This is a genomic window from Streptomyces sp. NPDC027189, assembly GCF_055566975.1.
Genome location: NZ_JBVHRI010000017.1, coordinates 161,740 through 175,490 on the forward strand (window position 1 = coordinate 161,740; position 13,751 = coordinate 175,490).

Genomic DNA, 13,751 nt, shown 5'->3' on the forward strand with positions numbered 1-13,751 from the left:
CGCTACTTGCCCTCCCCTGCATCCGCGAACGACGCCTGATAGGCGGCGAACTGGGCTCGCTCCTCGTCGACGAGCGCGTGCCCGTCCGCGTACACGTTCTCGAAGATGGCGAAGTGGTCCGGGTCCGGCATGGCCCGTACGACTTCGCGTACTCGTTTGCCCAACGCTTCGCTCTCCGCTTCGAGTTCCGCGAAGAATCCCTCGTCCGCGTGGTTTGAGGCTTCGAGGTACGTGCGCAGGCGCAGGATCGGGTCCTTCGCCTCCCAGGACTCGCGCTCCTCGTCGGCCCGGTACTTGGTCGGGTCGTCGGAGGTGGTGTGCGCGCCCATGCGGTAGGTGTACGCCTCCACCAGCGTCGGGCCCTCGCCGCGGCGGGCCCGCTCCAGCGCCCACTTGGTGACGGCCAGGCAGGCGAGGACGTCATTGCCGTCGACGCGGACGCCCGGGAAGCCGAAGCCCTGCGCGCGCTGGTAGAGCGGGACGCGGGTCTGCTTCTCGGTCGGTTCGGAGATGGCCCACTGGTTGTTCTGGCAGAAGAACACGACGGGGGCGTTGTAGACCGCGGAGAAGGTGAACGATTCGGCGACGTCGCCCTGGCTGGAGGCGCCGTCTCCGAAGTACGCGATCACGGCCGAGTCGGCGCCGTCCTTGGCGACGCCCATGGCGTAGCCGGTGGCGTGCAGCGTCTGCGAGCCGATGACGATCGTGTAGAGGTGGAAGTTGTTGCTGTTCGGGTCCCAGCCGCCGTTGTTCACGCCGCGGAACATGCCGAGCAGGTTGGTCGGGTCGACCCCGCGGCACCAGGCGACGCCGTGCTCGCGGTAGGTCGGGAAGACGTAGTCGTCCTCGCGGGTGGCCCGGCCGGAGCCGATCTGGGCGGCCTCCTGGCCGAGCAGCGAGGCCCACAGGCCCAGCTCGCCCTGGCGCTGCAGGGAGGTGGCCTCGGCGTCGAAGCGACGGGTCAGCACCATGTCCCGGTACAGGCCGCGCAGCTCCTCGGGGGTGATGTCGGCGACATACGGGTCGTACGTCGCGTCCTTGACCCGCTTGCCTTCCGGGGTCAGCAGCTGAACGAGCTCGGGCTCGGCGCCCGTCGTACCCGGTGACTTCTTGGCGGCCGGGCTGGTGCGCTTGGCACCGGCGCTCGCGGCGCTCTTCGTACCGGCGCTGCGTCGCGGCTTGCGCGCGGCAGTGCTCTCCACGGTCACGTGTGCTCCTCCGTCGGTCCGGCCCCCGGGGTTGCCGGGTGGCCAGTGCGGCTCGCCTGTTCCAGTACCCGTGCACGGGGTGGGTGCACTCGGCCGGGAACAGGCGTGACAGGTGCCCCGGCGAGCGCCCTGCAACAGTCACGTTACCCAGTGCTTCACAATTCTGTGAAACCCCTCCTGACCTGCGTTTTTGCTTGGATTTCCAAGTACTTTTTAGTCGGATTTCCAAGTAATTCGCGTTCGTCGGGAACAGTCGCTGGTCACAGCACTGGTCACAGCCTTGCAGGAGGCCGGAACACCGGCACGTTATCCCGGCCACCCCGGACTCGGGAAGAGTTCACTTCGGGCAGGGCCGATGGCTGTGTGTGACACTGACTTTGTGCGCGAAGACGGAAAAATCACCGTATTTCTTCTCGACGACCATGAGGTGGTGCGCCGGGGAGTTCATGAACTGCTCTCGGTGGAGGACGACATCGAGGTGGTCGGCGAGGCCGGCACGGCGGCCGACGCGCTGGTGCGGATTCCCGCCACCCGACCGGACGTGGCCGTCCTGGACGTACGGCTCCCGGACGGCAGCGGCGTGGAGGTCTGCCGCGAGATCCGGTCCCAGAACGAGGACATCAAGTGCCTGATGCTGACCTCGTTCGCCGACGACGAGGCCCTCTTCGACGCGATCATGGCGGGCGCCTCGGGCTATGTCCTCAAGGCCATCCGCGGCAGTGAACTGCTCTCGGCCGTACGGGACGTCGCCGCCGGAAAGTCCCTGCTCGACCCGGTGGCCACCGCCCGCGTCCTGGAACGGCTGCGTGACGGCGGCAGCGCCAGGAGCGACGACAAACTCGCGCACCTCACCGAGCAGGAGCGCAAGATCCTCGACCTGATCGGCGAGGGCCTCACCAATCGGGCAATCGGGGAACGGCTGCACCTCGCCGAGAAAACGATCAAGAATTACGTGTCGAGTCTGCTGTCCAAGCTGGGCATGGAACGGCGGTCCCAGGCGGCGGCGTATGTGGCGCGGGTGCAGGCGGCGAAGCAGAACCACTGAGCGGGCATTTCTTGCACGCCGCCGATTGATTCGGGACTTTCGGCCCCCCACCGAGGGGCGGGTGCCCCTTTTCCGGCGCCCCGGGGTGCCGGAGATTGGAAGCCATGCCCACCGACGAACGGCCCGCCGACGAGCGGTCCGCCGACGAAAAGCTCGCCGTGGAACTGATCGGCCGCACCGATTACGGCCGGGTGGCCACCAGCATGCGCGCACTGCCCTTCCTCGCGTTCGCCCGCCATATCGTGGTCGACGGCCGCGTGCTGCTGCGGATGCCCCGGAACTGCGGCTACCACCACGCCTGCGCCGGCAGCGTCGTCGCGTACGGCACCGACAACCTGAGCTCCGCGCGACCGGGCGAGAGCCTGTGGTCCGTGCAGATCGTGGGCCAGTGCGAGCCCATCGAGCCGACCGCGGCCGAACGGGAGCTCTTCGGTCCCGCTCCGCGTTTCGTCGACGGCGAGCCCTTCGAGCCGGTCTATCTGGGCATCGAACCGCGGTTCGCCACCGTGCACTCCACAGACGGTGGCCCGGAACGGCAGTTCCAGCACATCCTGTGACTCTCTCGTGATCGAAGACGACTGTCTGTGACAACCGCGAGGTCAGGGCACCGGCTCGTGCCCTAGCATCTGGCGCGTGCCGCGCTCATCTGTACCACCCGCTGTGTCTCACGCGCCCCCTCTGGGCGCCCTCCTCCGCCAGTACGCCGCCGGGTCCGCGCTCACCTGCGACCGCGTCGACCAGGGGTTGCTCAACCGCGGCTACCGGCTGTGCACCACCCGCGGCCGGTACTTCCTCAAGCACCACTTCGACCCCGAGACCGCCGACCCCGCCGCCATCGCCCGCCAGCACCGGGCGACCCAGCGCCTCGCGGACCTCGGCGTCCCGGTCGCCCCACCGCTGACCGGCACCGACGGGCGCACGGTCGCCGTCGTCGGGGGCCACGCCTACGCGCTGCACCCGTGGATCGATGGCCGGCACCGGCACGGCGGCCAGCTCACCACGGCGCAGTGCGCGCGCCTGGGGGCGCTCCTGGGCGTCGTACACGCGAGTCTGGAACGGGTGATGCCGGCGCAGGGGCGCGCGGCGGCGAGACCGGCCGACGGCGAGTCCACGGAGGGCGCCGGGACCACGGAAGGCGTCGATCCCGCCCGGGGTGCCGACCCCGCCGACACCTTCGCGCTCATCGACCGCCTGCTCGCCCAAGTGCGCCGACACCGTCCCTCCGACGCCTTCGACGAGCTGGCCCGGCACCGGCTCCTGGAACGGCGCGCCCTCCTGGAGCGGCACGCCCACCGACGGCCCCCGCAGGGCGGCTCGGTGGGCTGGGTGCACGGCGACTTCCACCCGCTCAACCTGCTGTACCGCGACGGCGAACCGGCCGCGATCGTCGACTGGGACCGGCTGGGCGTCCACCCCCGCGCCGAGGAAGCGGTCCGTGCCGCGGTGATCTTCTTCGTACGCCCCGTCGGCACACTCGACCTCACGAAGGTGCGGGCCTACGCGCGCGCGTACCGGCGCGCCGCGGGTGCCACACCCTGCGAACTCACGGCCGCCGTGCACCGCGTGTGGTGGGAGCGCCTCAACGACTTCTGGATACTGCGCTGGCACTACGAGCGCGGGGACACCCGCGCCGATCCGCAGTTCCCGGCGGCCTCGGCGCTGGCGGTGTGGTGGACCCGGGAGTACGAGTCGGTGTGCGAGGCGTTCGTGGGGTGATCCTCATGCACCGGGCGGCCTGGTCGAACGGCACGCGCGCGTGGAGCCCGATTCGGGCCGCACGCGCGCGTGGAGGGTGTTTTCGCTCAGCGGGTCCGCGGAACAGCGCGGGTCAGAGACCCCCGGCGCCGGCCGTCGTGCCACCGTTGTCGACGCCGCCGTCCGTCGGATCCGTTGTCGTCGGATCTTCCGTCGGCGTCGTCGGGTCGCCCGTCGGTTCCTCAGTGGTCGGCGTCGTGTTGGTCGGCTCGTCGGTCGGCTGGTCCGTCGGCTGGCTGGTGTCGCTCGCGGACGGCGTGTCCGACGGGGTGTAGTCCGTGCTGCCGCCGGTGCTGGTGGAGTTGTCCGTGGAGGTGTCCGTGGTCTCGTCGGTCGGCTCGTCGCTCGGCGTCTCGGTGGACTGGTCCTCGGTACTGGAGTGCGTGGTGGTCGGCGACTGCGTCGTGCCCGTGCCCCCGCCGCCGCCACCACCGCCTGTGTTGTGGAGCGCGAGCGCGACACCCGCCGCGATCGCGATCACCGCGAGCACCGCGAGAATCCACAGCTTGCCGCGGCCGCCGCCCCGGTTGCCGTGCCCCTCGAAACCGCCGTCGTCCCCGCCGCCGTACCCGGCGGGCAGGATCGGCTGCGGGATCTGTGTGGTGCCCGAGTCGGCGGGGTGGGGCAGCGCCGTCGTGCCCGCGAAGCCCGCCGCCGGAGTGTGCCGGCCCTCGTGCACGGTGACCGGGCCGGTGTTCCACGTGCCGGTGTGGCTGCCCTGGTCGTACAGCATCTGCAGCCCGTACTGGACGAGTCCGCGCATCTCCTCGGCGGTCTGGAACCGGTCGTCCGGCTCCTTCGCGAGCGAGCGCATGACGAGCCCGTCGAGCTCCGGCGGCGCCGCGTCCGAGGCCTCGGACGGGGGTACCGGAATGTCCTGGACATGCTGGTAGACGACCGACAGCGGCGTCTCGCCGGTGAACGGGGGCCGCAGCGCGAGGAGTTCGTAGAGCAGACAGCCGGTCGCGTACAGGTCGGAGCGGTGGTCGACGGCCTTGCCGAGCGCCTGCTCCGGGGAGAGGTACTGCGGCGTGCCCATGACCATGCCGGTCTGCGTCATCGTCGACTGCGCGCCGTGCAGGGCGCGCGCGATGCCGAAGTCCATCACCTTGACCGCGCCGGAGTGCGTGATGATCACGTTCGCCGGCTTGATGTCGCGGTGCACGATGCCGTGCTGGTGCGAGTAGGCGAGCGCTTCGAGCACACCCGAGACGATGATCAGCGCCTGCTCGGGCCCGGGGGCCTCGGCGTTGATCAGCAGATCGCGGATGGTGCGGCCCTCGACCAGCTCCATCACGATGTACGGGACGACGCCGTGGCCGACCACGTCCTCGCCGGAGTCGTACACGGCGACGACCGCGTGGTGGTTGAGCCCGGCGACCGACTGTGCCTCGCGTGTGAAGCGCGCCTTGGACACCGGGTCCTCGGCCAGGTCGGAACGGAGCAGCTTGACCGCGACGGTCCGTCCGAGGCGCACGTCCTCGGCCGCGAACACCTCGGCCATGCCGCCCCGGCCGAGTCTGCGGGTCAGCCGATATCGGCCGTCGCCGACCAGCCCGCCGTTACCCCACATCTCCGGCGCATCTGACATACCGCCGCCAGTCGCCTCGGGGTCGGACGGGCCCTGAGCGCGCTGCTGCTGTGCCATCAGTCCTCGCCGTCGTTTCTGCCCGCGGTCTGCGCGGTGGTTGTTACGGTCTCCGTCGGGCCACGCTACAGGCTCGACGCAAGGCGCCGAGCCGAGATGGACGTGAGATGGACCGGCCATCCAACCCCCCGCAGGGGCCCGCGCGCAAATTCTGTGTACCGGCCGTACGGCACCTGTAACGCTTCCGCGACGCTTCTTTCGCAGACGGTCACGGAACGGGCACCGAGCTTGACGTGTCAGTGCCCTGGGGCAGACTTGGCCGGGAATAAGCCAATCGATCACCGAAGACCGGCCGCGCACCGCACAGTTGCGCGCCGCACAATAGATCACGGACCGCGGGAGCATCCAGCCGCTGCCGCCGCGCCGATGGGGGACGCAGAACATGAGCCAGGACGGCGCACAGGGCCGGTACGCGGGGCGTGCGGTCGCCGGCGGCCGCTACCAGCTGCGCGATCTGCTCGGCGAGGGCGGCATGGCCTCGGTGCATCTCGCGTACGACTCGGTGCTCGACCGCCAAGTGGCGATCAAGACCCTGCACACCGAACTCGGCCGCGAGCAGGCCTTCCGCGAGCGCTTCCGCCGCGAGGCCCAGTCGGTGGCGAAGCTCACGCACACGAACATCGTCTCGGTCTTCGACACCGGCGAGGACGACCTCGACGGTATGACGACGCCGTACATCGTCATGGAGTACGTCGAGGGCCGCCCGCTCGGCTCCGTGCTCGACCAGGACATCGCGCAGTACGGCGCCATGCCCGCCGACAAGGCCCTGAAGATCACCGCGGACGTGCTGGCGGCCCTGGAGATCAGCCACGAGATGGGCCTGGTCCACCGGGACATCAAGCCGGGCAACGTGATGATGACCAAGCGCGGCGTCGTCAAGGTGATGGACTTCGGCATCGCCCGCGCCATGCAGTCCGGTGTCACGTCGATGACACAGACCGGCATGGTCGTCGGCACCCCGCAGTACCTCTCCCCGGAGCAGGCCCTCGGCAGAGGCGTGGACGCAAGATCCGACCTGTACTCGGTCGGCATCATGCTGTTCCAACTGGTCACCGGGCGGCTGCCGTTCGAGGCGGACTCCCCTCTGGCCATCGCTTACGCGCATGTCCAGGAGGAGCCGGTCGCGCCCTCCTCGATCAACCGCTCGCTCCCCCCTGCCGTGGACGCGCTGGTCGCCCGCGCGCTGAAGAAGAACCCGAACGAGCGTTTCCCGAGCGCCGAGTCCATGCGCGACGAGTGCCTGCGCGTGGCCCAGTCGTTCCAGGCCGCCGCGCCGAGCATCGTGCCGGGCGCCCAGACGTCGAGCGGCGCGGGCGTCGGCTCCGCCGTCTTCCCGCCCGTCGAGCAGGGCACCCCGGCGCCTGGTCCGGTACAGACGCCGTACCAGCCGGGCCCGTACGGCACGCCGACTTCGGCGCCGCCCCCCGCCCCTTCCCCGGCGTACGGCTATCCGCAGCAGGGCGGCTACCAGACTCCGCCGCAGACCTCGGCGTACTCCCCGCAGCAGGGGACGTCCACTCCGCCGCCGTACAACCTCACGCCCCAGCCCACGACGCCCGTCTCGGGCGGTTCGGGGGGCAAGAAGAGCAACAAGGGGGTCGTCGTCGGGTCGATCGTGGTCGCACTCGTCGCGATCGGGGGCCTGATCACGGCACTCACACTGAACGGCGGCAGCGACGACAACAAGGGCGGCAACGACGCCAGCAAGTCGCCCTCCGTAGTGGCGGGGCACAAGGGTCCGGACACGACGAAGACGATCGAGACGGCCAAGTGCACGGAGCCGGAGGAGTCGTACGACGACCCGGACAAGATCCGGGTCCCCGACTTCACCTACAAGTACGTCAAGTCGGTCAAGTCCTGCTTCCAGGCCGCGGGCTGGCAGATGAAGGAGACGAAGGTCGACGAGAACACGTACGGCGAGGGCACGGTCATGGACCAGTTCCCCTCCGCCGGAACGGACGTCGACCCCAAGGACATGCCCGAGATCGAGCTCAAGATCTCGACGGGCGACCCGTCCTGATCCACGTTCGGCGCGGGCTGATCCGCCTCTGACAAGCGAAGGGCCCGGCACTTTCATGCCGGGCCCTTTTGTAGAGGCGTCGCTCCCCGGTGTCGCAGGGGGTGTCACCCCCCGATTTCGCAGGGGGTGTCACTCCCCGGCTACAGGTACGGTCCGCCCGAGCGGCCGCCCGAGCGGGGGTCCTCGTCGCCGTCGGCGCCGCCGACGCCCGGCGGGAGGGCGCGGCGCATCGACTCCAGCTGGGCCCTGGCCGCCATCTGCTGGGCGAACAGGGTCGTCTGGATCCCGTGGAAGAGCCCCTCGAGCCAGCCCACCAACTGGGCCTGTGCGATCCGCAGTTCGGAGTCGCTGGGCGTCGCGTCGTCGGTGAAGGGCAGGGAGAGCCGCTCCAGTTCCTCGACGAGCTCGGGGGCCAGGCCGTCCTCCAGCTCCTTCACGGAGCTCGCGTGGATCTCCTTGAGCCGGACGCGGCTCGCCTCGTCGAGAGGTGCGGCTCGCACTTCTTCCAGCAGCTGCTTGATCATGCTGCCGATGCGCATCACCTTGGCCGGCTGTTCCACCATCTCAGTCACCGGGACCTCGCGGGAGTCCTCGTCTCCGGTGCCGCCGAGAGCCATTCCGTCCTGGCCTACGACCAGAATCTGAGGGTTCTCCGGCGACCTTTCGTTCCTCGGCATCTCCATGCCGCCATTCTCTCGCACCCGCACACCGCATCTTGGGGGTGCCCCCAGTGCGGGGTGATCCACCATGTATGTCCCTCTCTGGGTGCCCGCCGGGATGCCGGGTCAAAAGGAGCGTGTGAGGCTTGTCCCGTTGATCTCGGGACTCCTCACCAGGAGGGGGTCACCGGCGTGACTCCATGGCTTCGCACGTTGCGCGTGACGGGACTGCTGCTCGTCCTCATGACGGGCGCCGTACCGCTGTCGTACGCCGCCGAGCCCGCACCCTCCGCCGACGCCTCCCGCGCGGGGAGCGTCGCAGGTGAGGGGCGCGCCCGGCCCGGGCGCGCGGAGCCCACGGCGCCGGGCGACCTTGGCGACCCCGACACCGGGGACGCGGAGCCGACGGACGCCGGCCGCGATCCCGCCGTCCCGGACCGCCCGGAGGCGAGCGCCGCCACCGAGCCGTCCCGGAACGCGGTGATCCCCGTCCAGCAGAACGTGGTCGGCCGGGCGCCCACCCCCGAACCGGTCCTCCAGATCCTGCCCCTCGGAAGCGGACTGATCCTGATCGGACTGGGCCTGGGGCTGGCCTTCGTCGCCCTGCGCGTACGGCGCGGCTGAAGGCCTACAGCACTGCGCGGGCAGCGCGCCCTCGACAGGAGGGCGCTCGCCAGGAGCGCGCTCGCTAGGGAGCGACGAGCAGCACCTTGCCGATGTGGCCGCTCTCCTCCAGGACCCGGTGCGCCGCCGCCGCGTCGCTCATCGGCAGCTCGCGGTCGATGATCGGGCGTACGTGGCCGGAGTCGATCAGCGGCCACACGTGCTCGCGTACGGCCGCCACGATCGCCGCCTTCTCGCCGAGCGGGCGGGCGCGCAGCGAGGTCGCACTGATGGCGGCACGCTTGTTGAGGAGGGTGGCGATGTTCAGGTCGGCCTTGATTCCGCCCTGCATGCCGATGATCGCGAGCCGTCCGTTGACGGCGAGGGTGCGCACATTCGGGTCCAGGTACTTGGCGCCCATGTTGTCGAGGATGACGTCGGCGCCGGCGCCGTCCGTGGCCTGCTTGATCTCCTCGACGAAGTCCTGCTCACGGTAGTTGATCAGGATGTCCGCCCCCAGCCCGGCGCAGAAGTCGAGCTTCTCCTTGCTGCCCGCCGTGACCGCGACTTTCGCGCCGACGGCCTTCGCCAGCTGGATCGCCATGGTGCCGATACCGCTGGAGCCGCCGTGCACGAGCAAGGTCTCGCCCGGGCGCAGGTGGGACACCATGAAGACGTTGGACCAGACGGTGCAGGTCACCTCGGGCAGCGCGGCCGCCCGCTTGACGTCGAGGCCCGCCGGTACGGGCAGCAACTGCCCGGCAGGAACGGCGACCTTCTCGGCATATCCACCGCCCGCGAGCAGCGCGCACACCTCGTCACCGACCGCCCACCCCGACACCCCGGGACCGATCTCGACAATGCGTCCCGAACATTCGAGACCGGGGTACGGGGACGCGCCGGGCGGCGGGTTGTAGAGGCCCTGCCGCTGCAGCAGGTCGGCGCGGTTGACGGCGCTGGCCACCACCTCGACCAGCACTTCGCCATCGGCGGGCACCGGATCCGGGACCTCGTCCCACACCAGCGCCTCGGGCCCACCAGGTTCTGGAATCGTGATCGCGTACATGAGGGGGACGCTACTCCTCGGCCCCGGCCGGGTTGTCGGGAGACTCCTCGCGCGGTTGGTGCCCTAGGACCTGTCCTAATCCTGAGGAAGCGGTCGCATGTGGGGCGCCACCTGTGTGCCCGGTGTCGCCCGCACGATCGTGATGAGGCGGTCCGTCAACTGGAGTGTCCCGACGGCCGGATCGTCGTAGCCGAGGACCCGATGTCCTCGTACGACACTGACCACCAGGTCGTCCGTCTCGCGTACGCCCTTGCCGACCTCGGACTTTATGACCGGCCGTTCGACGATGTCGAGCCCGGTGCCCTGCTGGATGAGGTCCTCCATGACCATGCCCGCGGCGGGGCTGAGCACGGAGAGTCCGAGCAGTCGGCCGGCGGCGCTGGCGCTGGTGATGACGGCGTCGGCACCGGACTGCTTGAGCAGCGGCGCGTTCTCCTCCTCCCGTACGGCGGCGACGATCTTCGCCGCACGGTTGAGCTGGCGGGCGGTCAGTGTGACCAGCACGGCGGTGTCGTCCCGCTGCGTGGCGATGATGATCTGCCGGGCCTTGCGGACCTCCGCCCGAATCAGCACATCGCTGCGCGTCGCGTCCCCGACGACCCCCGCATATCCGTCGGCCGTTGCCGCGTCGACCACTTTGGAGCTGGGGTCGACGACCACGACCTGCTCCCTCTTCAGCCCGGTCGCGCAGACGGTCGCGATGGCCGACCGGCCCTTGGTCCCGAAGCCGACAACGACGGTGTGATCCCTCAAGGCCGCCCTCCAGCGGTTCTGCCGCCACTCCTCCCGGGTGCGTTCCGTGAGGACCTCGAGCGTGGTGCCGACCAGGATGATCAGAAACAGCACACGCAGCGGCGTGATGACGAAGATGTTGGTGAGCCGGGCGGCGTCGCTGACTGGGGTGATGTCGCCGTATCCGGTGGTGGAGAGGGTGACGGTCGCGTAGTAGAAGGAGTCGAGCATGCCGACCGCGCCGTCCGAGTTGTCGTTGTAGCCATCGCTGTCGGCCCAGACGATGAGCGCGGTGGCAAGAAGCACCAGCAACGCCATCGCCAGCCGCTTGAGGACCTGGCGAATCGGGCGTTCCACGACCCTCCTCGGGAGTTTCACCCGATGGGTCACGAGATGTTCGTCCGCTTGGCGGGCGATCGCGTCATGGCCCGGAAGTTTCACGTGAAACACACCCCGTCCGGATTCATGTGAAACGCAACCCCGATTGGATTCATGTGAACCGCACCCCCGTTTGCATTCATGTCAATCGCGGCCTGCCCGCGCTCATGTGAAGCAGGCGTCGATCCCGGTGGTGGCCCAGGGCAGGTCGAGAAGTTCCAGCTCCTGACCGGCCCGTGCGCCGCCCGGCGGTACGACCACGAGGGCGTCGGACGCCGCGATGCCTCGCAGCATCGCCGGACCGTTGTAGTGCAACGGCATGGCCCGCTCGGCGCGCAGCGCAACAGGAACGAGTCGGGTGTCGTGCGGGTGCCCGTGCACGCCGTCCTGGAGGGGCAGCGTGTACGGCTCCGGGGCCGTGCGTCCGGCGAGGGTGCGCAGCAGGGGCTCGGCGAGCGTGAGCAGGCCGGAAACGGCGGCCAGCGGGTTGCCGGGCAGACCGACGAGGTGCTGGTTCTCCTTCGTGCGGGCCAGGAGCATCGGGTGCCCGGGGCGCACCTTGACGCCGTCCACGAGGAATTCGGCGCCGATGCGGCGCAAAGTGGGGTGGACATGGTCGACGGGACCCGCGGCGGTACCGCCGGTGGTGACGATCAGGTCGGCGTCCGACCCGGTGATGGCCTTGTGCAGCGCCTTGGCGTCGTCGCCGAGCCTGCGCACCGCGACGACCTCGGCGCCGAGCGCGCGCAGCCACGGCGGCAGCATCGGGCCGAGCGCGTCCCGGATGAGCCCCTCCTGGGGCAGGCCCTCGGTGAGCAACTCGTCGCCGAGCACGAGGACTTCGACGCGCGGACGGGGGACGGCGGTGAGCGTGTCGTACCCGGCGGCAGCGGCGAGGCCCAGCACGGCGGGCGTGACCAGCACGCCGACCGGCAACAGCTGATCGCCGCTGCGGCACTCCTGGCCGCGCGGGCGGATGTCCTGCCCATGCACGACATCCCGGGTCGCGTGCAGCCGCCCCTTGTCGTCGATCCGTCCGTGCTCACTGCGCAGTACGGCGGTGACGTCCGTCGGGATTCTCGCCCCGGTGGCGATGCGCACGGCCTCGCCGTCGGTGAGCGCCTCCGGCTCCGCGTGCCCGGCGAGCACGCCGTTCTCCCGTACCTCCCAGGGCCCGGGTCCCGCGACCGCCCAGCCGTCCATCGCGGAGGTGTCGAAGGAAGGGAGGTCCGTGAGCGCGGTGAGGGGGGCGGCGAGGACGAGGCCGAGGGAGGCGTCGAGGGGTACGGAGACGGGGGCCCGACGGGGCACGGACCGGGCGGCTCGCTCGGCGACGACGCGGGCCTCGGGCCAGGGGGTGGCCTTGTGATGGGCGTGCGCGGACCGTCGTCCGGACTGCTCGGCTCCGGGGGCGGGCGAGGGCACCGAACGGCCCTGAGGGGCGGGCGCGCCGTCTTCCTTGACCAGGGCGAGTGCCTCCTCGACGTCGAGGTCGTCGGCGTCCTGGCTGTCCGGGGTCGAGCGAGCGGGCGTCATCCTGCGTCCGGCTTGGCCTGGCGGGTGCTCCCGGTGTCCGGCTCGGCGACGGAGGCGTCTCCGGGGTCCGGCTTGGCGGCGGAGGCGTCCTCGTCGGCCCAGCGGAGCGCCAGCGCCGCGGCCTTGCGGGCGGCCTCGGCCACGGCTTCCGGGCCTCCGCCGGCCCGCGCGGCCGCGTACCCCACGAGGAACGTGGTCAGCGGCGCGGCAGGCCGGGCCACCCCGTGTGCGGCGTCGCGCGCCAGGTCGAGCAGGACGCCGGTGTCGACGTCCAGGTCGAGGCCCAGCTCGCCCTTGACTGCGGAAATCCATTCATCCAACACGTGCCCATGCTCCCTGATACGTGCCCGGGCGGCTGCGATGTCGTCCCAGGTGTCGCAGTCGAAGGACGCGACGGGGTCGGAGATGCGGGTGAGGTCGAGCGCGGCGGTGAGCCGCCGCAGCGGCAGCCCGGTGAGTTCGCCGTGGGTGGCGGCGAGCACGGCCAGCTCGCGGCGCAGTGCCTCCGCGCGGTACGCGGCCACGAGGGGCTGATCCCGGCCGTCGGGGTCGGTGAGCAGCACGCCGTCCGGCTTCGCCGGCTCCTGCGGGGGACGGCGCTCGAGAAGGGGGGTCAGCAGGCGCCGTACCGTCCCCTCGTCCAGGAACGGAAGATCGGCCGAGAGCACGACGACGTACTCCGCGCCGGTGTGCCGCAGCCCGGCGCCGAGCGCGGCCAGCGGTCCTCCGCCGGGCGGGTCCTCGCGGGCCCACTCCACAGGGCGTGCGGTCGCCCTGGGCTCGGCCACGACCACTGTGGTGACGGCATCGGCGCAGGCGGCCAGCACCCGGTCGAGCAGCGCCCGGCCGCCCACGCGCACGCCGGGCTTGTCCGCGCCGCCCAGCCGCCGCGCGGCGCCGCCCGCGAGCACGACGGCGTCGTACGGGACATCGGCGCCGGGGGTGCCCGGTGGCACGGGGCTGCCCGGTGGCACGGGCGTACCCGGTGGCACGGGCGTACCTCGTGGCTCGGGCGTACCCAGTGGCTCGTACGCGGTCATCCCCCGAGTATGGGCGTCCGAAGGATCATTGCCACCCCCGTGCACAGCATGTGGACGGGGA

12 protein-coding genes are annotated in these 13,751 nt (G+C 70.7%); 5 read left to right on the plus strand and 7 right to left on the minus strand.

Features of this window, described 5'->3' with window-relative positions:
- Positions 1-2: 2 nt before the first annotated feature.
- On the minus strand, positions 3-1,208 hold the full coding sequence (pdhA, locus tag ACZ4RZ_RS33530; RefSeq protein WP_467750385.1) for a pyruvate dehydrogenase (acetyl-transferring) E1 component subunit alpha: 1,206 nt from the start codon (positions 1,206-1,208) through the stop codon (positions 3-5).
- Positions 1,209-1,587: 379 nt separating this feature from the next.
- On the opposite strand from pdhA, the gene ACZ4RZ_RS33535 reads away from it, so the two are divergent.
- From ACZ4RZ_RS33535 to ACZ4RZ_RS33545, 3 genes are all read left to right on the plus strand, one after another.
- Positions 1,588-2,253 carry a response regulator gene (locus ACZ4RZ_RS33535; protein ID WP_467750386.1) on the plus strand — a complete coding sequence of 222 codons (666 nt, stop codon included), beginning with the start codon at positions 1,588-1,590 and terminating at the stop codon, positions 2,251-2,253.
- Positions 2,254-2,357: 104 nt separating this feature from the next.
- Positions 2,358-2,810, plus strand: a complete 453-nt coding sequence (locus ACZ4RZ_RS33540; protein WP_467750388.1) for a pyridoxamine 5'-phosphate oxidase family protein — start codon at positions 2,358-2,360, stop codon at positions 2,808-2,810.
- A gap of 103 nt (positions 2,811-2,913) precedes the next feature.
- Complete coding sequence (locus ACZ4RZ_RS33545) at positions 2,914-3,969, plus strand: phosphotransferase (protein WP_467750390.1); 1,056 nt, start codon at positions 2,914-2,916, stop codon at positions 3,967-3,969.
- A gap of 112 nt (positions 3,970-4,081) precedes the next feature.
- Here the strand turns inward: ACZ4RZ_RS33545 and ACZ4RZ_RS33550 are convergent, their stop codons facing one another.
- A complete protein-coding gene (locus tag ACZ4RZ_RS33550; protein WP_467750392.1) occupies positions 4,082-5,656 on the minus strand; it encodes a protein kinase domain-containing protein in 1,575 nt (524 codons plus the stop codon).
- A gap of 382 nt (positions 5,657-6,038) precedes the next feature.
- On the opposite strand from ACZ4RZ_RS33550, the gene ACZ4RZ_RS33555 reads away from it, so the two are divergent.
- The gene (locus ACZ4RZ_RS33555) at positions 6,039-7,676 is read left to right on the plus strand and encodes a protein kinase domain-containing protein (protein WP_467750394.1); all 1,638 of its coding nucleotides are present in this window, start codon (positions 6,039-6,041) and stop codon (positions 7,674-7,676) included.
- A 140-nt stretch (positions 7,677-7,816) separates the two neighbouring features.
- On the opposite strand, the gene ACZ4RZ_RS33560 is transcribed toward ACZ4RZ_RS33555, so the two are convergent.
- The gene (locus ACZ4RZ_RS33560; protein WP_467750396.1) at positions 7,817-8,359 is read right to left on the minus strand and encodes a bacterial proteasome activator family protein; all 543 of its coding nucleotides are present in this window, start codon (positions 8,357-8,359) and stop codon (positions 7,817-7,819) included.
- 168 nt (positions 8,360-8,527) lie between these two features.
- Here ACZ4RZ_RS33560 and ACZ4RZ_RS33565 point away from each other — a divergent pair, with 168 nt between their 5' ends.
- Positions 8,528-8,959, plus strand: coding sequence for a hypothetical protein (locus ACZ4RZ_RS33565; protein ID WP_467750398.1), 432 nt, complete (start codon positions 8,528-8,530; stop codon positions 8,957-8,959).
- A 64-nt stretch (positions 8,960-9,023) separates the two neighbouring features.
- Here the strand turns inward: ACZ4RZ_RS33565 and ACZ4RZ_RS33570 are convergent, their stop codons facing one another.
- The 4 genes from ACZ4RZ_RS33570 to ACZ4RZ_RS33585 all read right to left on the minus strand — a co-directional run bounded on the left by ACZ4RZ_RS33570 (position 9,024) and on the right by ACZ4RZ_RS33585 (position 13,690).
- Entirely contained in the window at positions 9,024-10,004 is a 981-nt protein-coding gene (locus ACZ4RZ_RS33570) for an NAD(P)H-quinone oxidoreductase (RefSeq protein ID WP_467750400.1), read from the minus strand.
- 75 nt (positions 10,005-10,079) lie between these two features.
- On the minus strand, positions 10,080-11,177 hold the full coding sequence (locus ACZ4RZ_RS33575; protein WP_467750402.1) for a potassium channel family protein: 1,098 nt from the start codon (positions 11,175-11,177) through the stop codon (positions 10,080-10,082).
- 102 nt (positions 11,178-11,279) lie between these two features.
- On the minus strand, positions 11,280-12,650 hold the full coding sequence (locus ACZ4RZ_RS33580; RefSeq protein ID WP_467750404.1) for a molybdopterin molybdotransferase MoeA: 1,371 nt from the start codon (positions 12,648-12,650) through the stop codon (positions 11,280-11,282).
- A complete protein-coding gene (locus ACZ4RZ_RS33585) occupies positions 12,647-13,690 on the minus strand; it encodes an NTP transferase domain-containing protein (protein WP_467750406.1) in 1,044 nt (347 codons plus the stop codon). Before ACZ4RZ_RS33585 ends, ACZ4RZ_RS33580 begins: the two co-directional genes overlap by 4 nt.
- Between the last annotated feature and the right edge of the window lie 61 nt (positions 13,691-13,751).

Coding starts and splice junctions, on each gene's coding strand:
- ACZ4RZ_RS33555 (WP_467750394.1), top strand. CDS start 6,039: ATGAGCCAGGACGGCGCACAGGGCCGGTACGCGGGGCGTGCGGTCGCC.
- ACZ4RZ_RS33585 (WP_467750406.1), bottom strand. CDS start 13,690: ATGACCGCGTACGAGCCACTGGGTACGCCCGAGCCACGAGGTACGCCC.
- ACZ4RZ_RS33550 (WP_467750392.1), bottom strand. CDS start 5,656: ATGGCACAGCAGCAGCGCGCTCAGGGCCCGTCCGACCCCGAGGCGACT.
- ACZ4RZ_RS33580 (WP_467750404.1), bottom strand. CDS start 12,650: ATGACGCCCGCTCGCTCGACCCCGGACAGCCAGGACGCCGACGACCTC.
- ACZ4RZ_RS33540 (WP_467750388.1), top strand. CDS start 2,358: ATGCCCACCGACGAACGGCCCGCCGACGAGCGGTCCGCCGACGAAAAG.
- ACZ4RZ_RS33570 (WP_467750400.1), bottom strand. CDS start 10,004: ATGTACGCGATCACGATTCCAGAACCTGGTGGGCCCGAGGCGCTGGTG.
- ACZ4RZ_RS33560 (WP_467750396.1), bottom strand. CDS start 8,359: ATGGAGATGCCGAGGAACGAAAGGTCGCCGGAGAACCCTCAGATTCTG.